The 23798-nt window shown below is 63.4% G+C and carries 20 protein-coding genes; 9 read left to right on the top strand and 11 right to left on the bottom strand.

What is annotated here, in order from left to right; all coding sequences use genetic code 11:
- Positions 1 to 13 precede the first annotated feature (13 nt).
- On the bottom strand, positions 14 to 1177 hold the full coding sequence (aepY, locus tag F757_RS0100260) for a phosphonopyruvate decarboxylase (RefSeq protein WP_027209602.1): 1164 nt from the start codon (positions 1175 to 1177) through the stop codon (positions 14 to 16).
- Positions 1174 to 2898: a phosphoenolpyruvate mutase gene (gene aepX, locus F757_RS0100255; RefSeq protein ID WP_027209601.1), complete on the bottom strand. Its 1725-nt coding sequence runs from the start codon at positions 2896 to 2898 to the stop codon at positions 1174 to 1176. The genes aepY and aepX overlap by 4 nt, the downstream gene beginning before the upstream one ends.
- Before the next feature lie 592 nt (positions 2899 to 3490).
- Between aepX and F757_RS0100245 the strand changes: the two genes are divergently transcribed.
- Entirely contained in the window at positions 3491 to 5032 is a 1542-nt protein-coding gene (locus F757_RS0100245) for a methyl-accepting chemotaxis protein (protein ID WP_027209599.1), read from the top strand.
- A 275-nt stretch (positions 5033 to 5307) separates the two neighbouring features.
- Positions 5308 to 7029, top strand: a complete 1722-nt coding sequence (locus tag F757_RS0100240) for a peptidoglycan D,D-transpeptidase FtsI family protein (protein WP_027209598.1) — start codon at positions 5308 to 5310, stop codon at positions 7027 to 7029.
- 145 nt (positions 7030 to 7174) lie between these two features.
- Here F757_RS0100240 and F757_RS0100235 read toward each other — a convergent pair whose 3' ends face one another.
- A complete protein-coding gene (locus F757_RS0100235) occupies positions 7175 to 8281 on the bottom strand; it encodes a GGDEF domain-containing protein (protein WP_027209597.1) in 1107 nt (368 codons plus the stop codon).
- A gap of 279 nt (positions 8282 to 8560) precedes the next feature.
- Here F757_RS0100235 and F757_RS0100230 point away from each other — a divergent pair, with 279 nt between their 5' ends.
- Positions 8561 to 8818, top strand: a complete 258-nt coding sequence (locus F757_RS0100230) for a DUF2866 domain-containing protein (RefSeq protein ID WP_027209596.1) — start codon at positions 8561 to 8563, stop codon at positions 8816 to 8818.
- Here F757_RS0100230 and F757_RS0100225 read toward each other — a convergent pair.
- Together F757_RS0100225 and F757_RS0100215 are read right to left on the bottom strand one after the other, a co-directional pair.
- Positions 8800 to 9432 carry a 2-hydroxychromene-2-carboxylate isomerase gene (locus F757_RS0100225; RefSeq protein ID WP_027209595.1) on the bottom strand — a complete coding sequence of 211 codons (633 nt, stop codon included), beginning with the start codon at positions 9430 to 9432 and terminating at the stop codon, positions 8800 to 8802. The two genes, F757_RS0100230 and F757_RS0100225, sit on opposite strands and share 19 nt — an antisense overlap.
- Before the next feature lie 196 nt (positions 9433 to 9628).
- The gene (locus tag F757_RS0100215; protein ID WP_027209594.1) at positions 9629 to 10255 is read right to left on the bottom strand and encodes a LysE family translocator; all 627 of its coding nucleotides are present in this window, start codon (positions 10253 to 10255) and stop codon (positions 9629 to 9631) included.
- 161 nt (positions 10256 to 10416) lie between these two features.
- On the opposite strand from F757_RS0100215, the gene F757_RS0100210 reads away from it, so the two are divergent.
- The 4 genes from F757_RS0100210 to F757_RS0100195 all read left to right on the top strand — a co-directional run bounded on the left by F757_RS0100210 (position 10417) and on the right by F757_RS0100195 (position 13721).
- Positions 10417 to 10998: an IMPACT family protein gene (locus F757_RS0100210; RefSeq protein WP_027209593.1), complete on the top strand. Its 582-nt coding sequence runs from the start codon at positions 10417 to 10419 to the stop codon at positions 10996 to 10998.
- Between the two features lie 222 nt (positions 10999 to 11220).
- On the top strand, positions 11221 to 11766 hold the full coding sequence (locus tag F757_RS0100205) for a hypothetical protein (protein WP_027209592.1): 546 nt from the start codon (positions 11221 to 11223) through the stop codon (positions 11764 to 11766).
- A gap of 177 nt (positions 11767 to 11943) precedes the next feature.
- Complete coding sequence (locus F757_RS0100200; RefSeq protein ID WP_027209591.1) at positions 11944 to 12564, top strand: LysE family translocator; 621 nt, start codon at positions 11944 to 11946, stop codon at positions 12562 to 12564.
- Between the two features lie 179 nt (positions 12565 to 12743).
- Positions 12744 to 13721: a 2-dehydropantoate 2-reductase gene (locus F757_RS0100195; protein ID WP_027209590.1), complete on the top strand. Its 978-nt coding sequence runs from the start codon at positions 12744 to 12746 to the stop codon at positions 13719 to 13721.
- A gap of 106 nt (positions 13722 to 13827) precedes the next feature.
- On the opposite strand, the gene F757_RS0100190 is transcribed toward F757_RS0100195, so the two are convergent.
- The 3 genes from F757_RS0100190 to oxlT all read right to left on the bottom strand — a co-directional run bounded on the left by F757_RS0100190 (position 13828) and on the right by oxlT (position 17770).
- Entirely contained in the window at positions 13828 to 15270 is a 1443-nt protein-coding gene (locus tag F757_RS0100190) for an aldehyde dehydrogenase family protein (protein WP_156923480.1), read from the bottom strand.
- A gap of 87 nt (positions 15271 to 15357) precedes the next feature.
- On the bottom strand, positions 15358 to 16389 hold the full coding sequence (locus tag F757_RS0100185) for a LysR family transcriptional regulator (RefSeq protein ID WP_027209588.1): 1032 nt from the start codon (positions 16387 to 16389) through the stop codon (positions 15358 to 15360).
- 34 nt (positions 16390 to 16423) lie between these two features.
- Positions 16424 to 17770, bottom strand: coding sequence for an oxalate/formate MFS antiporter (gene oxlT, locus F757_RS0100180; RefSeq protein WP_027209587.1), 1347 nt, complete (start codon positions 17768 to 17770; stop codon positions 16424 to 16426).
- Positions 17771 to 18128: 358 nt separating this feature from the next.
- Here oxlT and F757_RS0100175 point away from each other — a divergent pair, with 358 nt between their 5' ends.
- Together F757_RS0100175 and F757_RS0100170 are read left to right on the top strand one after the other, a co-directional pair.
- Positions 18129 to 19076 carry a LysR family transcriptional regulator gene (locus F757_RS0100175; protein WP_027209586.1) on the top strand — a complete coding sequence of 316 codons (948 nt, stop codon included), beginning with the start codon at positions 18129 to 18131 and terminating at the stop codon, positions 19074 to 19076.
- A 96-nt stretch (positions 19077 to 19172) separates the two neighbouring features.
- Positions 19173 to 19478, top strand: coding sequence for a hypothetical protein (locus F757_RS0100170; protein ID WP_027209585.1), 306 nt, complete (start codon positions 19173 to 19175; stop codon positions 19476 to 19478).
- A 122-nt stretch (positions 19479 to 19600) separates the two neighbouring features.
- On the opposite strand, the gene F757_RS0100165 is transcribed toward F757_RS0100170, so the two are convergent.
- The 3 genes from F757_RS0100165 to F757_RS0100150 all read right to left on the bottom strand — a co-directional run bounded on the left by F757_RS0100165 (position 19601) and on the right by F757_RS0100150 (position 23713).
- Entirely contained in the window at positions 19601 to 20521 is a 921-nt protein-coding gene (locus F757_RS0100165; protein WP_027209584.1) for an NAD(P)(+) transhydrogenase (Re/Si-specific) subunit beta, read from the bottom strand.
- Between the two features lie 61 nt (positions 20522 to 20582).
- Entirely contained in the window at positions 20583 to 21386 is an 804-nt protein-coding gene (locus F757_RS0100160) for a fumarylacetoacetate hydrolase family protein (RefSeq protein ID WP_027209583.1), read from the bottom strand.
- A 131-nt stretch (positions 21387 to 21517) separates the two neighbouring features.
- Positions 21518 to 23713, bottom strand: a complete 2196-nt coding sequence (locus F757_RS0100150) for an acetate--CoA ligase family protein (RefSeq protein WP_027209582.1) — start codon at positions 23711 to 23713, stop codon at positions 21518 to 21520.
- Positions 23714 to 23798 lie beyond the last annotated feature (85 nt).

Raw genomic sequence — 23798 nt, 5'->3', positions numbered from 1 at the left:
CCTTTGTGTGGCTTCAGCCGGCGCCAATGTGGCGCATCAGGCGCGCTTTCACATCGGGCGGAGTGATGGTGGGACGCGGCAAGCCGTCCGGCGTGCCACGACGAATCGCAAGGCGCGCGAAGCGTGGGCCTTCCAGCGGCGCGGATTCGAACAGTTGGTCGAGCACGGCCGGATCGTCGCTTTCCACCGCGGACGCATAGCCGCACGCCGCCGCCACGCCCGCGAACGAGACTTGCGGCGACACCGTCGCCTGGCCGCCCGTGGAGTCGTGCGCGCCGTTGTCGAGCAGCACGTGCGTGAGGTTCGACGGACCATAAGCGCCGAGCGTCGCAAACGCGCCCATGCGCATGAGCGCGGCGCCGTCGCCGTCGAGCGCCACCACATGCAGGTCCGGACGCGCGAGCGCGAGGCCGAGCGCGAACGGCGTCACGCAGCCCATCGAGCCGACCATGTAGAGCTGGTTCGGACGGTCGTCGATAGCGTAAAGCTCGCGGCCGCAAAAACCGGTCGACGCAAGCACCACGGTCGACTCGAGCGGCGTATGCGCAATCACTTTTTTCAGCGCGTCGTGACGCGACGCCAGATCGCTCGCGGCCACGCTGCCGAACTGTGAACGCGCGGCCGCCGGCACGCGCCGCGCGCCGGCGGGGCTCGCCTTCAGTTCGTACGGCGCGACGCTGCCCTTTTGCATGACGAGCGCATACGGACGACCGGTTTTGTCCATATGGGCGATGGCGCGATCCAATGCCGGGCCGACCGCCTCGGCTTGCGTCGGAAAGGTCTCCCAGGGAATTTCCATCGTGTCGAGCATGGTGGGCGTAACGGGGCCCATCAGCGCGTGCTGCGGTTCGTCGGCGACGCCCGGCTGACCGCGCCACGTGACGATCAGCAGTTGCGGCAGACGGAAAGTCCACGTGAGCGAGGTGAGCGGGCTCACCGCGTTGCCGAGCCCGGAGTTTTGCATCATGGTGATGCCGCGGCGCCCATTACGGGCGCCGAGCGCGACGCCCGCGATCAGCGCGACGGCGTCGCCTTCATTGGCCGCCGACACGTAATGCAGCGACTCGTCCTGCAGCACATAGTTGATGAACGGCGTCAGGTACGAGCACGGCACGCCGGCATACCAGTCGAAGCCGCGTTCGCGCGCCGCCTCGACAAACTGTGCTGCTTCGATCATTGCGCCGCTCCGTTCGCTGCGTCAGCGGCCGCACCGCCGACGGACGCCGCGAGCGGCGTCTGCCCGTGCGCGAAGTCTCCCGCACGGCGGAAGTCTTCCAGATCGTTGACGCCGCGCCAGTGGCCGTGCACGTACTGCACCTCGATGGACTCACCGGCTTCGATCAGCGCATTCAGCAGCGCAGGCATGTCGAGCGACGCGAAATCGGCGCGCGCCTGCAGCTCGCGCATCACGGTTTGCAGACGCTCGCGGCCTGCGCCGCGCACGTTCAGAAGACCGACCCAGCGGCCATGCGGCGTTTGTGCAGCAATCGCCGACGACGCCTCGTGCCCGCTCGATACATGACGCAGCACGACCTTGTTGCCGAAGAGACCTCGGTCGTCGGCGGCCGAGCACCACGCGAAGTCGCGCACGCTCGCGTTTTCCGCATCGGTCAGCGAAGAATCCACCACCACGCTGAACGCCGCTTCGCTCTCCACCAGATCGCGCAGAATGTAGCTGCGGAACAGCAGATCGCCGTAGGAAATCACGGTGTCGCCCGAGAGCTTGTCGAGCGCGCACGCGAGCGACGCGAGTTCGCCCGTCTCCGCATGCCTGTCGTTGACGACCAGCTTGATGCCGGCCGTGTCGATCGCATCGGCGCGATAACCGCCCACCACCGTGATGTCATTGACGCCCTGCTTCTTGAATGCGTCGACGAGCCAGCGCAACAGCGGCTTGCCGGCCACCGGCAGCATGACTTTCGGGCGGTCTTGCGTGACGGCCTCGAGGCCCTTGCCGCGGCTCGCCGCGAGCACGACGGCGGCGCCCGCCGCCCGGCCGCTCGACAGATAGCGGTCTTCGGCTTCCGAATATTCGTCGGCGTCCTGCAAGCGGAAAATTTCGTTGACGGCCGCGATGCGGTCTTCGACGTTCACGAGCGTTTCGCTCGTGTGGATCTCGCGCGCCACCGCCTGCATGGCAGAGGTCGCCGCGCGAATCAGATGGTTCGCCCAGATCACGGTGCTGATGCCGGCTTCGCGAAACACTTCTGTCGGCGTGCTGTAGTACTTGGTCGGCACGATGACGAGCGGCGCGCGGCCGGCCCATTCGCGCGCGAACTCCAGAATTTCGTCGGGGCGCGAGAGCTTGCTGTGAATCAGGATGGCGTCCGCACCGGCGCGGCGGTAGGCTTCCGCGCGGCGCAACGCCTCTTCCATGCCCCAGCCCGCGATCAGCGCTTCCACGCGCGCGACAATCGAAAAATTCTCGTCCGACTGCGAATCTTTGCCGGCCTTGATCTTGCCGCAGAATTCGTCGATGTCGGCAAGCGGCTGCGCCTCGCCGTTGATGAAGCTATTGGTTTTCGGAAACTGCTTGTCTTCGATGCACACGCCGGCAATGCCGCGCTGCTCGAGCTTGCGCACCAGACGGCGCACGTTGTTGAAGTTGCCGTAGCCGGTGTCGCCGTCGAGCAGGATCGGCAGGTCGCTCGCGTCGGCCATGAATTCGAGGTTGTCGACCACCTGGGTCCAGCTCGCTTCGTTGTTGTCGCGCACGCCGAATTGCGCGGAGATCGCGAGCCCCGAGCCCCAGATTGCCTTGAAGCCGGCCTCGCGGACGATGCGCGCGGAAAGGCCGTTATGGGCTTCCATCATGAATTCGAGTTCGTTGCTGACGAGCATCTGGCGCAGGCGTGCGCTGCGTGAAGCGGAAACAAAAGCGGGTTCGCGGGCGTTCATTTTATGCACTCCTGGTGGCGGCCTACTGCGGGCTACTTGGCGCTCTTTTTGCCCGATTGGCGTCTGGAAAATGGCGACTATAGCGGAATTTTCATTTATTCGTCATTGGCAGCGGTAGGCTTTTTCTGGCGTGCGATTAAGTGGAGAAATGTGTCATTTTTTGCAGAAAGACGCGCCGCAGGTCATCTGGAACCGGTTGGCGCTTTGCAGACTTCTTACCGAGTCGCCAATGCGATATCGGCTGGCGGTCAGGCGGGCGCCGAGCGCCCGCTCGAACACGGATGAGGCCGACTGACCGCCCTGATCGTTTTCGGTTTAGGCCAAAGCGCGTTTAACGAAACTCACCACACAAAATCGCCATTCGATTTCACCTCCGGGAAACAAAAGAAATAAATCCCGTCAATTCCCACGTCGAATCAACGCGATTAATCGCGCGTGCTCAACGGAGAGCCGCGCAGTGTCGTTTTAGTCAGACGAAACCCGTGCCAGCAGGGGTTTCCCCTGCCTCAGGAACCACCTGAAAGCTGCCGTTAAACAAGTCAGCAGCACCGGCCCATCCGATAGACCTTTTTGCCAAGCACGACCCCTTGCCATGACTCTGAACAAAAAACTGGCCTCAATGATCGCTGTTCTCTGGTTTGGCCTGATCCTGATCGGCGGCTTCGGCGCGTGGCAAAGCCGTGCGTCGATGATCGCCGACCGGCGCGACCAGCTCACCGCGCTGATCGACCAGGCGAATCACGTCGTCGGCCGTTACTACGCGTTGGCGCAACAGCACGCCCTCACGGAAGACGAAGCGAAGAAGCAGGCGCTCGCCACGCTCGAATCAATGCGCTACGGCAAGGACGGCTACATCTCCGTGAACGACTCGCAGCCCGTCATGCTGATGCATCCGTTCAAGAAAGAGCTGCTCGGCAAGAACATGGGGCAGTTCACGGACCCCGCGGGCAACCATCTGTTCACCGACATCGTGACAGCGGGCAAGCGCGAAGGCGGCGGCTTTGTCGACTATCTGTGGGCCAAGCCCGGCAGCGACAAACCCGTGGCCAAGACCAGCTATTCGCTGCACTTCCAGCCGTGGGACTGGTATGTCGTCACCGGCATGTACATGGACGACGTGCAGCGCGCGTTCTACGCGAGCCTGTCGCGCTGGCTCGCCATCACCGTTGCGCTCGGTGCGATTGCCACGGCCATCATGGTGCTGGTGCTGCGCAGCGTGCGCCGCTCGCTCGGCGGCGACCTGGAAGTAGCCGTCGAGCACGCGCAACTGATGGCGCGCGGCAATCTCGCAGTACGCGTGCCGGTGAAGGAAAACGACGCCGGCAGCCTGCTGCATGCGTTGCAGAGCATGCAGGCTGGTCTGGTCGACACCGTTTCGCGAGTGCGCATGGGGACGGAGAACATCAACATCGGGGCAAGCGAAATTGCCGCCGGCAATACCGATCTGTCGCAACGCACGGAGGAACAGGCCGCCGCACTGGTTCAGACAGCATCGAGCATGGATCAGATGACGGTCAACGTGAAGCAGAACGCGGACAGCGCGCAACAGGCGGCGCAACTCGCGGGTCAGGCCGCCGACGTCGCCACGCGCGGCAGCCGCGTCGTGGACGACGTGGTGCGCACGATGGGCGAGATCACGACGAGCTCGCGGCAGATCGGCGACATCATCGGCGTAATCGACGGCATTGCCTTCCAGACCAACATCCTCGCGCTGAACGCGGCGGTGGAAGCAGCCCGCGCGGGCGAACAGGGACGCGGCTTCGCCGTGGTCGCCGCCGAAGTGCGCAGCCTCGCGCAACGCTCGGCCACGGCCGCGAAGGAAATCAAGGCGCTGATCGAAACCTCCACCAGCACCGTGGAAGCCGGCGCGTCGCTGGTTTCGAACGCGGGCTCCACGATGGGCGAAATCGTGCAGTCGGTGCGTCGCGTGAATGAAATTCTCGAGGAAATCAGCAACGCGTCGCGCGAGCAGAGCGCAGGCATCGAGCAGGTGAATCGCGCGGTCGGCGAAATGGATCAGGTCACCCAGCAGAACGCCGCGCTCGTCGAGCAGGCGGCCGCCGCCGCGCATTCGCTGAAGGACCAGGTGGGTGTGTTGCGCGAAGCGATCTCGAGCTTCGCGCTGCCTGCGTGAAGTGGTACGTGCGAAGTCGTATGCGTGAAGCCGTACGGCCGAAGCTCTACCAGTGAAGGCCCACGAATAAAAAGCGCTCGACAGGCGGTGAGCGTCCCTTGAAAATCCCGCGTCAAAATCGACGCATCGATGAAGCAAAACGAGCCGCGCGGACGTAAAAGTCCGCGCGGCTTTTTTGCGCCTGTCGCGCGAGTTGGCTTGCAGTAATCTCGCATACAGATTACGTTCTCATTACAATGAGCCGTGCCGCAAGCTAACCCGCAGTTTATTCATCCATGATCCAGAAGAAAAAATCCCAGCCACGCGATCCTTACGCGCCGGTCGCGAAGAACCAGTTGCTGGTCGCGCGCCTGCCGATGTGGCGCTCCAGGCTCATCGTAGTGCTGGTGTTCGCCGCCTTTGCCGCGCTTGCCGGGCGTGCGTTCTGGGTTCAGGTGTTCAATCGCGACTTCTACGTGGACCAGGGGCAAAAGCGCTACCAGCGCACCATCGAGCTCGACGCAACGCGCGGGCGCATTGTCGACCGCAATGGTTCGATGCTCGCCGTGAGCCTCGCGACCTACGAGATCTGGGCTTCGCCAAAGCTGCTCGACGAAGCCGCGTTGCCGCCGCTGTCGAAGCTGCTGGACTTGCCGCTCGCGGAACTGCGCCGCCGTCTGAATGGCGACAAGACCTTCGTGCTGCTCAAGCGTCAGGTGGATGCGGAGACGGCCGGGCATCTGTCGAAACTCGGACTTGCGGGCATCACGCAGATCGCCGATTCGAAGCGCTTTTATCCGGAAGGCGAGTCGGCGGCTCACGTCGTCGGATTCACCGACATCGAGGACAACGGTCAGGAAGGCGTCGAACTCGCCGCGAACGAACAGTTGCTAGGCGTGCCCGGCCATCGCGAAGTGATTCGTGACAGGCTGGGCCGCGTGGTATCGGAAACGCGGCCGCTCGTGCCCGCGCAGAACGGCGAAACGATTCATTTGACGATCGACCGGCGCATCCAGCAGCTCGCGTATGGGCAATTGAAGGAAGCAATCGCGAAGCACCGCGCAGAAGCGGGCAGCGTGGTGGTGCTCGACGCGCGCAACGGCGAAATTCTCGCGCTCGCCAACTATCCGAGCTTCGACCCGAACGATCGCGCGCGCCTGACCGGCCGGCAGTTGCGCAATCGCGCGGTGGTCGACACCTTCGAGCCGGGTTCGACGATCAAGCCGGTAGTCGTCGCGCTTTCCATCGACGAGGGCAAGGTGCGGCCGCAAAGCGCGATCGACACCGCGCCGGGCTGGTACAAGATCGGCCCCGCGGTGATCCACGACACCTCGAATCATGGCGTCATGACGGTTGCCGAGGCCGTGCAGAAGTCGAGCAATATCGCGCTCGCCAAGCTGGCGCTGAATCTGCCGGCTGAAAAAATCTGGGCCAAATATCAGGAATACGGCCTTGGCGTGCGGCCCGAGCTGACCTTTCCGGGTGTGGCATCCGGCAAGATGCGCCCGTACAAACGCTGGCGTCCCATCGAGCAGGCGACGATGGCTTACGGCTACGGCCTCTCGGCATCGCTGTTGCAGATCGCGCAGATCTACACCGCGTATGCCGGCGACGGCACGATGCACCCTGTGCGCCTCGTGCGCGAGGACCCCAATGCGGCGGCCGTCGCGCAGGGCCGGCACGCGGTCACCACGCCGGCCACCGCACGCGCGATCCGCTCTATGCTGGAAATGGCCACCGGCGACGGCGGCACAGGGCGTGCGGCGGCGGTGGAAGGCTATCGCGTCGGCGGCAAGACCGGCACCGCGCGCAAGCAGGTTGGCACGAGCTACGCGAAAAACCGCTACCGCGCGCTGTTCGTCGGCATGGCGCCGATGAGCGATCCACGCCTGATCGTCGCCGTGATGATCGACGACCCCGCCGGCAAGGCGTTTTACGGCGGCACAGTGGCCGGACCAGTTTTCAGCGCGGTGACCGGCGGCGCCCTGCAATTGCTGGGCGTGCCGCCGGATGCGTGAGGGAAAGCGTGTGCGCTGCTGACGCGCGACCTGCCGGTGCTGTCACAACGCGCATCTTGCAGCCTTCCGGCGTGCCGCCGCGCCTGCGGTCATGCGTGCTCACGCGGGCGGCCCGGCCCATCCACACGCCACGCTCAGCACACCATCAACCGCGCGCCGTCTCGCCGAGCAGCGCCTCCACGCGGTTGCGCCCGTTGTGCTTGGCCTGATACATCGCGCGGTCGGCCTCGTCGATCATGCCGCGGCCCAGCGCCACCGCTTCGGCCGGCGAGCCGCTCACCGTACGGGCCGCCACGCCGATCGACACGGTCAACGCAATGCGTTCGCCGTCGTCGTCGAGCAGATGCAGTTTTTCGACCGCCAGACGAACCCGCTCGGCTACCGTCTGCGCGTCCGCACGGTCGCCTTGCACCAGTGCGGCGAACTCTTCGCCGCCATAGCGCGCCACCGTGTCGCCGAGCCGCACCTGCTGTCGCACGCACGCCGCCACCGCGGCCAGCGCGCGGTCGCCTGTCTGATGTCCGTAGGTGTCGTTGATCCGCTTGAAACTGTCGACGTCGATAAAAAGACAGGCGAGCGGCACGCCATAACGCGCCGCACGCATCAGTTCTTCGCGCAGACGCTCGTCGAAATAGCGGCGGTTGGACAGTCCCGTTAGCGGGTCGGTCATGCCCAACTGCTTGAGCCGTTCGCGATGCGAGACGTTGTCGAGGCTCGCGGTCACGATGCTCGCAAAACGCTCGAGAATGTCGGTCGCCATGCCTTGCGCGAAACGGTTTGCGTCGTCGCTGCCAAGGCACAGATAACCGCTCACGGTATGACCGGCGGCAAGCGGCAGGAGAATCGCGCTCGCCGGAACTTGCGCGTCGCCGAAAAATGCCCGGCGCGACGCCTCGTCCAGTTCGCGTGGCCGGCCAAGCCACGGTTGCCCGCCTTCGCATAGGCACTGTGCAACCATGCGTGCTTCGCGCGAGGTCTTCAGATTCGGACGGTCCATGGCGCGCAGTGCGGCGGGCTCGAGCAGTTCCAGCAGCATGGGCGCGCGTTCGTCGAGCCATAGCGAGACCGCCGACAGCGAGAACTCGCGCGGCAAGTGGCCGAACAACGTGTCGAGAAACGACACGAAGTCCTGCGCGCCGATCAAGCGCAGTTCGACGTCCTGAAAGCGGCGCAGCGTGCGTTCGTTGTGCTGCACGGTATCGACGAGCGAGCGCAGACGCTCGGAAAGCGGCGTTGGGGCAGGATAGATCACGTTATCGGCAGTATTCAGCGGTGCGGGCTCGTGGCCCGGAACTCGAACGAGGTCGGTGACTTTTATAACGGCCCTTTTAGCGGCGTCTTGAGGAAAACGCACAGCAAGCGGCCACGCAAAGATTTGGCGGCTCTTAAGTCTCGCTTAATTCTTTGCTGTAACCATGCGGTTCAACATCCCCTGTTGAGCCGCCAGATCATCGGCGGCGTTTTTTTCAGCGGTGTTTGCCGATGCGTCAAGAGACAGGCTGCATGCCTGCGGAAAGAAGGAGGTCAAATCATGGTTGAGAACGCGGTATTCGAACATCTGCGCGCCATGCCCGACAACGACTGGGTGCGGCAGATTCACTCATGCAAGGTCTCGGACCCGTTGCAGCCGCCTTGGGGACGTTCGTACCGGCTCGTCGAATGGACCATGAAGCACACGCCGGAAGCCAGCCGCCGCGTGGTGCCCGCGGAGAGCACGCCGTTGCAGATCGCGCAGGCCGTCGTCTCGCATGTGCCTGGCCGGCGCTTCTGTCAGCGGGGCGACGAATAGCAGAAGTCGAGCGCGTCGTCGAGGCGGTCGTTGCCCCAGAACATTTCGTTGCCGACAAAGAACGTAGGCGCGCCGAAAATACCTTTTGCCGCAGCAGTTTCTGTCTGTTGCCGCAGACGCAGCTTGTTCGCGTCGGTCTGCGCCTCGGCAATGATCTGCTGCGCGGGCAAACCGAGTTTCGCAAGCGCTTCGCTCACCACTTCCACTGAACCGATATCGCGGTCATGCACGAAATTCTGCTGCATGATCTCGCGGCAATACGCGGCGATCCACTCACGCTGCGCGCCGAGCAACGCCACGCGCAACGCAAGTAACGCGGCGCGCGGAAAAACGCTCGGGCGCGTCAACGCAAGGCCGTACTTGCGGCACTGGCGTTCCATATCCTTCCAGACGTAAGCGCCCTTCTCCTTCTGCAGCACAAACGGAGAGTTCTCGTAGCCGAGCGCGCGAAAAATCGGCCCGAGCAGAAACGGCCGCCACAGAACGCGCACGCCTCGCGCCGCGGCCTCGGCCTCGATCCGCATCACGCTCAGGTAGCTGTAATTGCTGCCGAAGTCGAACCAGAACTCCATGTCGCGCGCGGGCGCAACCGGCGAAGCGGTGGCGTCATTCATCTCTTCTCTCTTGCAATGTCTGACAGTCGAACAGCAAAACCTTGCCTATGATAAGAGTCTTTGCGGCCCCAACCCAGATGGAAGCATGATGCGTTACCCGTACGACCTGCTTGTCGCCGCGTGTCTTGCCATCATGGTCATGGCGGCCTCGATCGGCCTCGCGCTGAACTGAACTACATACAGGCAGGCCGAGGGTTCAGCGCGTTTGCGTCGCTACGCGCAGCCCGAGCGAGATAAACAGCACGCCAATAATCTTGTTCTGCCACCGGCGAAGCCACGTGAGGCGCTTGACGAGTCTGCCGAGCGGGCGGATCGTCAACACGATCAAAGTGGTGTAAAGCGCGCTCATGCCGACGAAAATCAGCCCGAGCACCGTGAACTGGAGAAACGTCGAACCGTGCTCGGGGTGCACGAACTGCGGCAGAAAGGCGAGAAAGAAGAGCGCTGTTTTGGGGTTGAGCACTTCGGCGGGAATGGCCTGAAAGAAGGCTTTGGACGCGGACACCGGCGCGCTCGCGGGCATATCGCCGCTCGCCGGTTTTTCGCGTAATGCCCGAATGCCGAGATAGACGAGATACAGCGCGCCGATCCACTTGACCGCGTTGAATGCGAGCGCCGAAGTCATCAGCAATGCTGAGAGGCCGACTGCCGCGCCGAGCGTGTGAACGAAGTCGCCGACGGCAATGCCCAGCCCCGTGAAAATGCCGGCTTTGCGTCCGCCATGCACCGTGCGCGTCAAAACCAGCAGCACGGCAGGCCCCGGAATCAGAAAAAGGCCGAGCACGACGGCAACGAAGGTGCCTAAAGTGGATAACTCGAGCATGCTGTCCATGGTGTCTCCGATTATCTGGCGGTCGTCCGTTTATGGTCTGCAAAGTGTACCTCGCTTATAGAAGAGACCACGTGGCAAACTCGCTATGATTCGGGGCGGCGCCCGAACAGGGCGGCGAACTCTTTCATGCCAGGCTAGCGAGCGGAATTCAAGTGACTTACACGTTGTCGACGCGGCACACTCACGAACTCGAGGTTCGCAAGAGCCGGTTCATTGCGTATGCGATACCCGTGGAGGATCGCGACGCCGCGATGGACGAACTGCGCCGCCTGCGCGACGAGCATCCGGCCGCGACGCACGTGTGCTGGGCGCTGCTGGCAGGCGGCCAATCGGGCATGTCCGACGACGGCGAGCCCTCCGGCACGGCCGGCCGGCCGATTCTGGAAGTGCTGCGGCATCACGACCTGGACGGCGTGCTGGCCGCCGTGGTGCGCTATTACGGCGGCGTGAAGCTCGGCGCGGGCGGCCTCGTGCGCGCGTACACCGACGCCATCGCCTCCGCGCTGCTGGACGCCCCGCGCGTCGAACGGATTGCCCAGGGCTCGCTCGTCGTCGAAGTCGGCTACGCGGACGAAGCAAAAGTGCGGCGCTGGATCGAAGCGCAAGGCTACGCGCTCGCCGATACCACGCATGGCATGCTCGTGACAATGACGATCCGTCTGCCGGTCAATATGCTCGACGACGCACGGCGCGCATTGGTCGATATGACGCAAGGCAAAGCGGGCTTTCTTTGATGTCGTCGGTCTGATATCCATTTAGGAGATGGGTTGCGGGTGGGCACTGTTACCATGCTGTTCTCCTTGGCATGTATCACCATTTAAAGGGCCACTCCTCTGATCTCGACCGCCGCTTGTTCCCGCGTAGCGCCCGAATCGGCGCCGCACGGTTCGCATCTGTCGCATCTGTCGCAACTGGCGCCCGAAGCCGCGCGCACAGCGGCGTCCCGAAAAAATACGGTGCTCAAGGGCTGCAGCGTGATCGCGTTGCCGTTGCTGCTGTCCGCCTGCTCCTGGTCATGGTTCGGGCTGAACAGCAGCAGTTCGCCGCGCGCCGCAGGGGTGCCCGCGGGCTCGCTGAGCGTCGCGCCCGCCCGCGAGTTCGCGTACATGCCGGCGCTCGACGGGCGCGTGTCGCCGAACCGCATCGAAAACACGGCCATGACCGGCGTGGTGCTGAAAACCGAGGTCAGGGACGCAGTGCGCGAAAGCGTGGCGAACCGCCTCAAGGTGGTGGGCCTTCACCTCGACGATAAGCGCAAGGTGCTGAGCGGCCGCATTGAAAAATTCAGCGTAGACGACGTTCGCTCGCCGGCCCTCTGGACCCTGCAGATACGCTACGTAGTCACAGACGCGTCCACGCAACAGGTCGTGTTCTCGACCACCAAGACCGTGAAACGCAAGTCGCCGAAATTCACCAGCAACACCATTGCCATCGAGGACACTGTGAAACTGAGCGTCGACGCACTGGTGCAGGACGCCGGATTCATCAAGGCAGTGAATTAGGCAACGCAAGGCGCCGCGCTCTCGCGCGGATACCCGCCGAGGCACGGCCACCGTTTCGCTACAATCGGCAGCAGCGCATCGCCCTGCTGCCTGTCGCTGCGGCCCGTCGCTGCTGTTTTTTCGCGTGCGCGCCCCGCCCACGCCGGCGCCCATCAACGCACACCCCGCGAGGCACCCATGTCCACGACCGCCTGGCTCTTCTTTCTCCCCGCCTGCTTTGCCATCAATCTCGCACCTGGGCCGAACAATCTCCTGTCGATCAACGTGGCCGCGCGGCACGGCTTCACGACTGCGTTCCTCGGCGGCAGCGGGCGGCTCGTTGCGTTCGCCGCGATGATCGTGCTGGCGGCGACGGGCCTCGCGGTCGTGCTCCACGCGTCCGAGTGGTTCTTTCTGACCATCAAACTCGCCGGCGCCGCTTACCTGATCTGGCTCGCCATTCAATTGTGGCGCAGCGACGCGCCCGCCATCGACACCATGCACGAAGAGTCGGCATCGCTCGCGAGGATAGCGCGGCAGGAGTTTCTCGTCGCCGCCGGCAACCCAAAGGCGATCCTGGTATTCACGGCATTTCTGCCGCAGTTCGTCGACGTTTCGCGGCCCATGCTGCCGCAATTCGCTGCGCTCGGAGCCAGCTTTCTGGCGCTCGAATGTGTGGCCATTGCGCTGTATTCGTGGGCCGGCATGCATCTGGGCAAATGGCTTGTGCGCGCTCACGTGAGACGCTGGTTCAATCGCTGCTGCGGCGCGTTTCTCGCGGCCATCGGCGTCAGCTTTCTGCTGGTGCGGCGGACGTAAATGCGTGGCGCTCAAAGAGGCGCTTCGGTCACGTCCATAAGCAATCGCTAATGCACTCCCCGAGAAACTTTAACTATCGCTATAGACGCGGCGCCCCTATGCTCGATCAATGACCCGCCGCCGTGCTCGGCGACACGCGGTATGGGCAAGCGACTTCTCATAGTCACAGGAGCGGCATCATGAAGATCTGCATCTTCGGAGCGGGAGCGATAGGCGGTTTGATGGGCGTGCAACTGGCACGCGCCGGCGCCGACGTAAGTTTCATCGCGCGCGGCGCGCATCTGGCGGCCATGCGAGAGCATGGCGCCCGTCTGATCATGGACGGCGAGACGCTTAGCGCTCCGGTGCGCTGCACGTCGGACCCGAGCGAGCTTGGCGTGCAGGACCTCGTGATCATCACGTTGAAGGCGCACTCGCTGCCTGGCGTGGTCGACTCCATGCAACCGCTGCTCGGCAAGCACACGGCCATCGTGACCGGCGTGAACGGCATTCCTTATTGGTACTTCTACCAGCACGGCGGGAAGTTCGCCGGCACGCGGCTCGCAAGCGTCGACCCGGACGGCAGTCAATGGACGAAGCTCGGCCCCGAGCGCGCAATTGGCTGCGTGCTTTATCCTGCGGCCGAAATCGTTGAGCCTGGCGTCATCAAGCACGTGTACGGCAAGAAGTTTCCGATCGGCGAGCCAAGCGGCGAACGCACGCCACGCATCCAGCAATTTCACGACATCATGCAGGCGGCAGGTTTCGAGGCGCCGATTCGCGACAACATCCGCGACGAGATCTGGCTGAAGCTGTGGGGCAATCTGTGCTTCAACCCGATTAGCGCGCTCACGCACGCCACGCTCGACGTGCTCACGAGCGATCCGGGCACGCGCGCCGTATCACGCACGATGATGCTCGAAGCCAAGCGCATCGCCGATCAGTTCGGCGTGCATTTCCGTGTCGATGTCGAAAAGCGCATCGACGGCGCCGGTGCGGTCGGCGCACATAAAACGTCGACGCTGGTGGACCTGGAAAACCGCCGGCCGATGGAAATCGACCCGCTTCTGACCGTCGTGCAGGAGATGGGGCGTCTTGTCAACGAGCCGACGCCGACCATCGACGTGGTGCTCGCGCTCGTCAAGCTGCGCGAGCGCATGGCCCTGCAGGGCGCCTGAACGGGATCGCGTTCAGGACACGAGCCGCGGTATGAATGAAAAAGGATCGGACGACGTCCGATCCTTTTTCATTTGCGCGGATACCGCACTGTCATTGGTCGCACGATCATTGGTCGATCGCGAGCCAGACCGCCTTCGGCTCCGTGAAGTTTTCAATCGCCACATCGCCGTGTTCGCGGCCAAAACCGGAATCGCCGGAACCGCCCCACGGCAGGCGCACGTCCGTATAGCCGTAGGTATTGATCCAGACGGTGCCCGCCCGAAGGTCTCGCGCCACGCGATGTACGCGGCCAATGTCCGCGCTCCACACGCCGGCCGCGAGGCTATACAGCGTGCCGTTGGCAATGCGTATTGCGTCGGCTTCGTCGTTGAAACGGATCACGCTTGCAACCGGTCCGAAGATTTCCTCCTGCGAAATACGCATTTCGTGTTCGACGTTGGCAAACACCGTAGGCTCGACGAAGAAGCCGCGCTCGCCGACGCGCGCGCCGCCCGCGACCAGAGACGCGCCTTCCGAGCGGCCCGCCTCGACATAACCCAGCACGGTTTTCATCTGCGCGGCGGAGATGAGCGGCCCCATCGACGTTTCGCGCAGCGACGGGTCGCCCACCTTGATCGACTTGGCACGCGCGGCAAGCCGCTCCACCACTTCGTCGTAGACATCGCGATGCGCGAGAATGCGCGAGCCCGCCGAGCACACCTGCCCCGTGTTGAAAAAGATGCCCGACGCTGCGGCTCGCACTGCGTTGTCGAGGTTCGCATCGGGGAAAATCAGGTTCGCCGATTTGCCGCCCAGCTCCAGCGTTACGCGCTTGAAGTTGCCCGCCGCGCCTTGCAAAATGCCGCGCCCCACCGAAGGAGAGCCGGTAAACGTGACCTTGTCCACGCCGGGATGCGCGACGAGCGCGTCGCCCACCACGCGCCCCTTGCCGGTGACGATATTCAGGACTCCCGGCGGCAGGCCCGCTTCGAGCGCGAGTTCGCCGATCCTCAATGCGGTGAGCGGCGTGATCTCCGCGGGCTTGACGATCAGCGTGCAGCCGCACGCGAGCGCCGGCGCGATTTTCCACATGCCGATCATCAACGGGAAATTCCACGGCACGATGGCTGCGACCACGCCGACCGGTTCGCGGATCGTGTAAGTCAACGCGTCGGGGCGAACCGGCACCACCTGGCCGTTGATCTTGTCGCACCAGCCCGCGTAGTACTCGAGCGTGTCGATCGCAGCCGGAATGTCCTGGCGCATGACAGCGGCAATTGGCTTGCCTGCATCCAGACTTTCAAGCGCAGCTAGCTCCTCGATATTCGCACGCATGAGGCCGGCAAGTCGAGCCAGGATGCGGCCGCGCTCGGCCGCCTTGATGCCGTTCCACACTTTCAGCGCTGCGCGCGCAGCGCGCACGGCCGTGTCGACGTCGGCGGCGCTGCCCTGCGCAACACGGGCAACCGGTTCTTCGGTGGCGGGATTGATGTCGACGGAATACTCGCCTGTGCCCGGCGGCAAGCGCTTGCCGTCGATCAACAGGTCATGGCTCACGAGGTCGGTCATCATGAATCTCCTTGCATGGGATGTTGCGTGGGCTGATTGCGGCAAGCCGGCCTGGGGAAGGCCGGCGCGGGCAAGGGCTGTGCGCCGCTAGGGCTCGTGAAGCGCCGCGCCGCTGCGCGCGAGCACCGGACGTGAGGATTCGCGGGACACTGCATTCGACGCGACGTCCGCAGCGAGCTTTGGACCTGCGGCCGGCTCCAGGTCAACGCTCGCACCACCACTCGAAGACGCTCCAGTGTGCTCCGCAAACTGCGCCCATGCAGCCGCGGCATTCGGCCTGAGCGAGCGGTTGCGGCGATGCACGAGCAGCGTGGCCAGGGTCACCTCGGGCACAAGCGGCCGGCTCACGAGCGATTCGCCGACAGTAGGCCAATGCGAGTCCACAGGCAGCACGCCGACACCGAGCCCGAGTTCGACCATGCGCAGCACCGCCGCGACGTGCCCAAACTCCTGCACCGGCCGACGTTTCAAACCGTTCACACTGAAGGCGCGTTCGAGTGCCGCGCGCACGCCGGCGTCGGCGTTCAGGGTGACGAGCGACCAGTCGTGCAACGCGTCCCACGCGACGCTCGCGTGGCGGGCAAGCGGGTGCGTCGACGGCATGACCGCGTGCAGAGGCGTGGTGAAAACCAGTTGCGCATGCAACTGATCATTGGCAAGAGGCTCGGCCAGCGAGACCACGCCGAAATCCACCTCGCCGTGCTCGACGCTCGCCAGCACGCCGCTTTGCGCCTGGTCCTCCACGCTGACGAGCAGTTCCGGAAAAGCGCAGGCGCAACGCGCGAGCCCCTGCGCAACCCAACTCGACGAGAGCACGGGATTGCTCGCCAGCACCACCACGCCGCGGTGCCCTTCATACGCGGCCCGCTCTTCACGCAAGGTCAGATCGATTTCATCGAGCAGGCGGCCAATTCTTCTTTCGAGGCTCGCGCCCGCATGCGTCAGTTCAACCTGGCGCGTCGTGCGGTCGAACAGCTTCAGTTCGACCGCATCTTCCAGCTCGCGCACGCAGCGGCTCACTGCGGACTGCGTCAGATCGAGCTCGCGCGCCGCACGCGTGAAGCTGCGTTCACGCGCTACGGCGACAAACACCTTGAGTTGCTGCAGCGAAACGTTCATGACGTCATGGCCGGGGTGCGAGCGGCTTGCCGGCCTACTCGCCGGTTTGCTCGGGCCAGTGGCTCAGGCGCGAGGCCTTGCCATTGCCGGCGACGGCCAGCACGCCCGCTTGCGGCTCGTCCTGAGAGTGAATCCAACGGGAGCGCATCGGCGCGAGAATGAACTTCGCTGACACGCCGGCGGCAATCGTGATTACCGCGGACACGGTGAACACGAGGCTCCATCCGCCGGTCGCCGACAGCACCGATGCAATCGGGACCAGCAGCGAGGCCGTGCCCTTCGCGGTGTACAGCGTGCCCGCGTTCGCCGCCGCATACTTGCTGCCGAACGTGTCCGCGCAGATCGCCGGGAAGATCGAGAAAATCTCGCCCCAGAAGAGGAAGATCAATGCGGCGAACGTCATGAACGCATACGGGTTCGTGCCGTATTCCATCATGCCGAGCAACGCGAGTCCTTCGCCGATGAAGATCAGGAACATCGTGTTCTCACGGCCGATCTTGTCGGAGATGAAACCGCACAGCGGACGTGTGAAGCCGTTGCAGACGTTGTCGATGGAGAGCGTGGCGGTGAGCAGCGGCAGCGTGACACCGAAGATCGTCATGGGAATGCGCGCGAGGCCCCAGTCTTTGGCAATCGGCCCGATCTGCGCGGTGGCCATGAGACCACCCGCTGCCACCGCGACGAACGACACGTAGATCACCCAGAACACCGGTGTCTTGATCATCTGGCCAGGCGTGAGGTCGACCTTCGACACGGAGAACTTCTTCTTTGCCGGCGTATGCTGACGCAAAACTGGTTTGACGAGCAGCATGGCGAGCAGCAGAATCGCGACGCCTTGCAGGACGCCGAAAAAGAAGAACGTGTGCTCATAGCCGGAGCGCGTAATCATGTTTGCAATGGGAATCACAGTGACCGCCGCACCCGCGCCGAAGCCGGCGGCCGTGAGGCCCGCTGCGAGACCGCGCCGGTCCGGAAACCATTTCAGCGCATTGCCGACGCACGTGCCGTACACGCCGCCCGCTCCAATGCCTGCGATCACCGCGGAAACGTAAAGCATGGGCAAGGTGGTCGCGTACGAGTTCATCACCCACGCGACACCCGCGCACACTGCGCCGCCCGCCACCACCGGCCGTGGACCGAACTTGTCGACGAGCCAGCCTTCCAGCGGCACGAGCCACGTTTCGGTGAGGATAAAAATGGCAAACGCCAGTTGAATCGAGGCCTGGCCCCAGTGATGCCGCGCGTCCATCGGCGCGACGAACAACGTCCATGCGTACTGCAGGTTCGCCACCAACGCCATGCACACCATGCCGATGACGAGCTGCCACCAACGGTTCGCCCAGAATACGCGGGCCGTGGTCTGTTGAGTGATATCGTCCATGTGCCTTGTCTCCGCAATTATTTAGTGCAGCCGGCCAACCGGCCGTGCTGTATGCGTCCCACCTTATCGTTATGACCCGGAAGGCCTTGTCAATCCGGGAATGTTTAATAGCTTTTAAAGCGCTTCCTTTAAAGGCATTTATTCAACGCCTTTGGAAGTTCTTAATTCCGACTAATCCGCTTTTCTTCTTCTTTTTCCGCCAGCCTGCCCCTCAGTCCCGCCACGCCTTGATCCAAGCGTTAACCCGAGTGTTGCGCCAGCTTTTCTTTGGTTGACCAACTCATGCTAGGGTCATTGCTGAATTACTAATAATTAAAGTTTGTTATTATGTTGATTCACATTTGCTTATACATCGGCCATGACGATGCGCAATGCCACGCTGCGTCAGTTGAAGGTGTTCGAGACTGTGGCGCGCCACCTGAGCTTTTCGCGCGCCGCCGAAGAGCTGCATCTCACCCAGCCCGCGGTCTCCACCCAGGTGCGTCAGCTCGAGGAGCACGCCGGCCTGCCGCTGTTCGAACAACTCGGCAAGAAGATCTACCTCACGCCGGCCGGCACTGAAATGCTGCACTACAGCCGCTCGATCATTCAGCAGTTCCACGAAGTGGACGAAGCGATGAGCCAGTTGAAGGGCGTGTCCGGCGGCAAGCTGAATGTCGCGGTGATCAGCGCCGGCGACTACTTCTTTCCGCGGCTGCTGGCCGAATTCACGCGGCGCTATGCGGGCGTCGTGCTGAACCTTGCAGTGCACAATCGCGAAGAACTTCTGCATCAGCTCGCGACCAACCAGACAGACCTTGCGGTCATGGTGCGTCCGCCGCACGAAATGGACGCCACGAACGAGCCGTTCGCGCCGCACCCTTACGTGATCGTGGCAGCGCCCACGCATCCTCTCGCCAACAAGCGCAACATCCGGTTCAGCCAGTTGGCAAACGAAGCCTTTATCGTCCGTGAGCGCGGCTCCGACACTTGGAATTCGATGGAAGAAGGCTTCGCCGGCCGCATTTCCAATCTGAAGATTGCAATGGAGATCAAAAGCACCGAGACCATCAAGCAGGCGGTGATTGCAGGCATGGGCATCGCCTTCCTGTCTGCACATACGATCAGCCTCGAGTTGCAACTCGGCCACCTCGTCGTGCTCGACGTCGAGAGCTTTCCCGTCATGCTCAACTGGTACGTGGTTCATCGCAAGAACAAGCGCCTGCCGCCAGTTGCCGTGGCCTTCAAGCGTTTCCTGATGGAAGAAGGCGCGAGCCTCATCGAAAAGATCACTCGTGTGAAGGAATTGAGCGTCTATAAGCGATAGGCTATGGAGATCCAATAAAACTTTAACTATTGCAAATCGTTCAGTACTTCTATGCTGCAAGCGAGTTCCATCACTTGTCAGCCCAGGAGGCCGATCATGAACCACGCTTCGGTTGCGACTCATGTCAGCGCGCGCACGGCACGCGTTGGCGCCGACCATTCCAACGATCCGCACCTGAGCGCCTATAACGCGGCGTTCAGCGATCTTGGCCTGCGCTTTCGCTGGGACCACGCGACGCTCGACGTCCTCAGCGAGTTCAATAGCGAGTCTGCCCGCATCACCGCTTACATCGAGCGGTTCCACGCGCATCTTCATCGCGCTTACGACCCGAACTTCCTCGCCCAGCTGATTCTGCAGAAGAAGGCACAGTACTTCAGCGAGTTCGCCGCGTTGGGCGAGTGAGCGGCGCGGCGGGAACATGTTCCCGCCTCTCCTGCGAGCGGCCGCTGCCGTTTCTCTCCGTGCGGCACGACAGGCCGGCGCGCGGCGCGCGCTGATGGTCGGGTCTTGCTTCATGTCTGGCTTCATGGATGCCGGCCCACAGCTGCACGATTGGAAAGGCGACGCGGCGCGCATACGCAAATGCTCCGTTGCCTGATCCCCTTGTTATGCCAGCGCGGGCCGTGACGGTATGCTGCCGCGCGCACCATGCCGGGCACAGTCGCGCTCCGGGTTTCGTCGTCTCGCCAGGCTATTGCCATGCCGCCTGCCGCTCCGCGGTTCGTGCCGTGCGAATGCCGCGGCCGTCTTTTATGTGCCCTCGAATAGGCGCGGCTCAGCATCACATGCACGCCTATCGACGACGCGAGCGCACTCATCCCGAGCAAGGCGGCGAGCCCGAACGGCTGCGCCGCTTCGGTAACAAAGCCATAGCCCAACCACACGCATAACAGCAGCGCGAGTACATTGACCGCGTCGTGTCCGCAGCGTGCCGTCACGCGCAGCGGCAACAGGCCACGCAGTTTGCAGAAGGCGACCGCCGAGGTCGCGAACATCAACGCACCGACGAAAACCGCGGCGTAGAGCTCGATTCGTTCAAACATCGCGAGATTCGCCTGATTGCCCGGCGACACATAGCGCGCCACGCCCACCGCTACGATCGATAAACCCATGCCGCTCGCCAGCAGCGCAACGAGCGCGGCCTGTCGCGTGAAATTGCGCCGGCGCACGAGCAAGGCACCAGCAGCGGCACCGGCCACCGTCGCGAAGACAAGGCTTTCGCTGGCCCCCAGGCCCGTCGCGAGTACGCCGGCAAGCCCAGCCGCGAGCGCCGCGGCGTGCCAGGAGGGGCGCTCGCGCCGCGCGGCACCCGAGCGCGGCCACAGCGGCCGTTGCCCCTGCGCGGCAAACACGGAACCCAGCGCGCAGGCCAGCAACGCGGCACATGCCGCGCTCAACGCGACGAATGCTCCCAGCCACACGGCACTTCCAGACGCTTGCGGCACGCGTACTCCTTTCCGTGTTGTGGCGTCCGCGCGAGCTTGTGGCTCGCGAGCCGGCCACCGTTCAAACGGGTCCCGGCGCTTCGGCTGCAACCGCTAGCGCGGCACTCAACGTGTTGCTCAGCGTGCCGATTCCCTCGATGGAGACCGACACTGTTGCGCCGTCCTTGATCGACCCGACGCCCACTGACGTGCCGCATGCGATCACATCGCCGGGTTCCAGCGTGAGGTCCTGCGAGATGAGGCTCACCTGCTCGGCCGGCGAAAACACCATGTCCGAGAGCGGATAGTTTTGCCGCTCGACGCCGTCAAGCACGGTCACGAGATGCGCGCTTTGCCAATCGAATCCGGAGACGATCGCCGGTCCGATGCAACAGAACGTATCGAAACCCTTTGCGCGGCACCATTGCGGAAAGTGCGGATTCTCGTTGAGCAGATCCGCCGCGGTTACGTCGTTGACGAGTGTGTAACCGAAGATCGCGTCGGCAGCTTCTTCGACGCTTGCATCGCGGCAACCCCGGCCAATCACGATGCCGAGTTCACCCTCATAGACAATCTTGCCTGCGTAGCTCGCGGGGCGCCGTATCGCTTCGCCTGAGCCGATCACCGAACCTGCCGGTTTCAGGAGAAAGAGCGGATGTGTCGGCACCGGCTTGTCGAGCTTTGCGGCCAGCGCGTGAAAGTTGTTCCAGAGCGCGACGATCTTGCCAGGCGCACAAGGTGCGAGCGGCGTAAGCGCACGCGTGGACAACACCGCGCCAGTCGGCACTGGCTGATCCAGGCTTTCATACTCGTGCAGATAAGCCCCTTCGACGCGGCCGAACACCACGCCGCCGTCGTTGGACATGAAACGCATCCACGTATCCATACGCCGCTCCTTGAGCGCTTCGGCACGGTCCTCTGCGGCTCGCAATTGGCGATGCAAAATTGCTGGTGCTACAGCATCGCCATTGCAATCAATACGCGCGAAGAAAACCGTGCCGCCTTCCGTTTGAGGCGTTAGATGAGGCCCGCGCCGCGTGCCCACTGATACTTCGCACCGAGCACCGCGACCGGAATTTCCGTCGAATACGCGTACGCAGGCACGCCATGCGCGTACAGGTACTCGGCCGCCTCTTCGACCTGAACGTCGCCCGCGAGCGACGCGACAATCGGCTTTTCGATGCCACGCGCCTTCATCTCTTCCTTGACTTCGACGACAAGACGCGCGAATACCATCGGCGGCGTGATGATGGTGTGCCAGTAGCCGAGAATGATCGCGTGAATGCGCGGGTCCTCGAGACCGAGACGGATCGTGTTCTGATACGTCGAGGGCGGCTCGCCACCGGTAATGTCGACGGGATTGCCCGCTGCGCCGAACGGCGGAATGAACTTGCGGAAGGCCGCGTCGAGATCGGCGGGCATGGTCATCAGCGACAGGCGGTTGTCAACGCAAGCATCCGACAACAGCACGCCGGAGCCACCCGCGCCGGTAATGATCACCACGTTCTCGCCCTTCGGCGTCGGCAGCTTGGGAATGCCGCGCGCGAACTCGAGCAGATCGCGCAGCGAGCGGGCGCGAATCACGCCGCATTGCCTGAACACGTCTTCGTAAATGCGATCGTTGCCGGCGAGCGCGCCCGTGTGCGAACTCGCCGCGCGCGCGCCGAGGCTCGTGCGGCCAGCCTTCAGCACCACCACGGGTTTCTTCTTCGACACGCGCGCCGCCGCTTCCGCAAAGGCACGGCCATCTTTCAGGTCTTCGCAATGCTGCGCGATGATGTCCGTGTTGTCGTCCTGCTCGAAGAAGGTCAGCAAATCGTCTTCGTCGATGTCGGACTTGTTGCCAAGGCCGACGATAGCGGACACACCCATCTTCGCGGAACGCGAGAAGCCGATGATCGCCATGCCGATACCGCCTGATTGCGACGACAACGCCGCCTTACCCTGCACATCGTACGGTGTGCAAAACGTTGCACAAAGATTCTTCGGCGTGTAGTAGAAGCCGTAGATGTTCGGCCCCATCAGGCGGATGTCGTATTCGCGCGCAATGGCCACGATTTCCTGCTGTCCTTCTACATTGCCCGTTTCGGCAAAGCCCGATGGAATCAGCACCGCGCCGGGAATATGCTTCTTGCCCACTTCCGTCAATGCGCCGGCAACGAACTTGGCAGGAATCGCAAACACGGCAACGTCGATCTCGCCCGGCACGTCCAGCACGCTCTTGTAGGCCTTGTGACCCATGATCTCGTCGGCCTTGGGGTGGATCGGATAGATCTCGCCCTGATAGCCGCCGTTGATCAGGTTCTTCATCACCGAGTTGCCGATCTTGCCGTCTTCCGCCGACGCACCGATCACCGCGACGCGGTCCGGCTTCATGATGCGGTTCATTTGCCGCACGATGTCTTCCTGACTCGGACGATAGCGCTCCACCGGCGGCGAGAAGTCCAGCACGATGCGCACGTCGGCGGCAATCGCGCCGCGCTTGCTGGCAAAGACGGGGTTCAGGTCCATCTCGGAGATTTCCGGGAAGTCCGAAACGAGCCGCGACACGTTTTCGATCAAACCGGCAAGCGCCTCGCGGTCGACCGGTTCGCCGCCGCGCACGCCCTTGAGCATGTCGGCAGCCGCAATGCCGTCTAGCATCGAGCGGGCATCGTCGCGCGTGGCCGGGGCAAGGCGGAACGTGATGTCCTTGAGCACTTCGACAAGCACACCGCCAAGACCGAATGCCACCAGCTTGCCGAACGACGGGTCCGTCACCGCGCCGACAATCACTTCCTGACCGCCGCCGATCATCTGCTGCACCTGCACGCCGAGCAGGTTGGCCTGCGCGTTATAGCGCTTCGCGTTGTCCATGATCGTGGCGAATCCTTCCGCTACGTCCGCGGCGTTCTTCACGCCGACGAGCACGCCGCCCGCTTCGGTCTTGTGAAGGATTTCCGGCGAAACGATCTTCAGCACCACCGGAAAGCCGATCTCCGTCGCGAATTGCGCGGCTTCTGCGGCGGTCGTCGCAAGCGCTTCTTTCGGCACTGCGATGCCGTAGACATCGCATACCAGCTTGCCTTCGGGCGCAGTCAGCGAGTTGCGGCCTTCCGCTTTGGCGTGATCGAGAATGTGCCGCACGACGTCCTTATTGGCGACCTGAACGCGGTCGTCCGGCGTATGAGCGGTGCCGCGTTCCTTCAATGAGAGCGTGTCTTCGTATGCCATGTCCTGCCGTCTCCAATGCGGGTTCGAAAGGCGCCGCCCGGCACCGCGCCTGCCAGAATGGCAAGCGGCGGGCGGCCTTGCACTA

Origin of the sequence: Burkholderia sp. WSM2232 (assembly GCF_000472545.1) — a bacterium.
Classification (GTDB): domain Bacteria; phylum Pseudomonadota; class Gammaproteobacteria; order Burkholderiales; family Burkholderiaceae; genus Paraburkholderia.
Note: the sequence above shows the minus strand (reverse complement) of the source record. Positions and strands in the feature narration are given on the sequence as shown.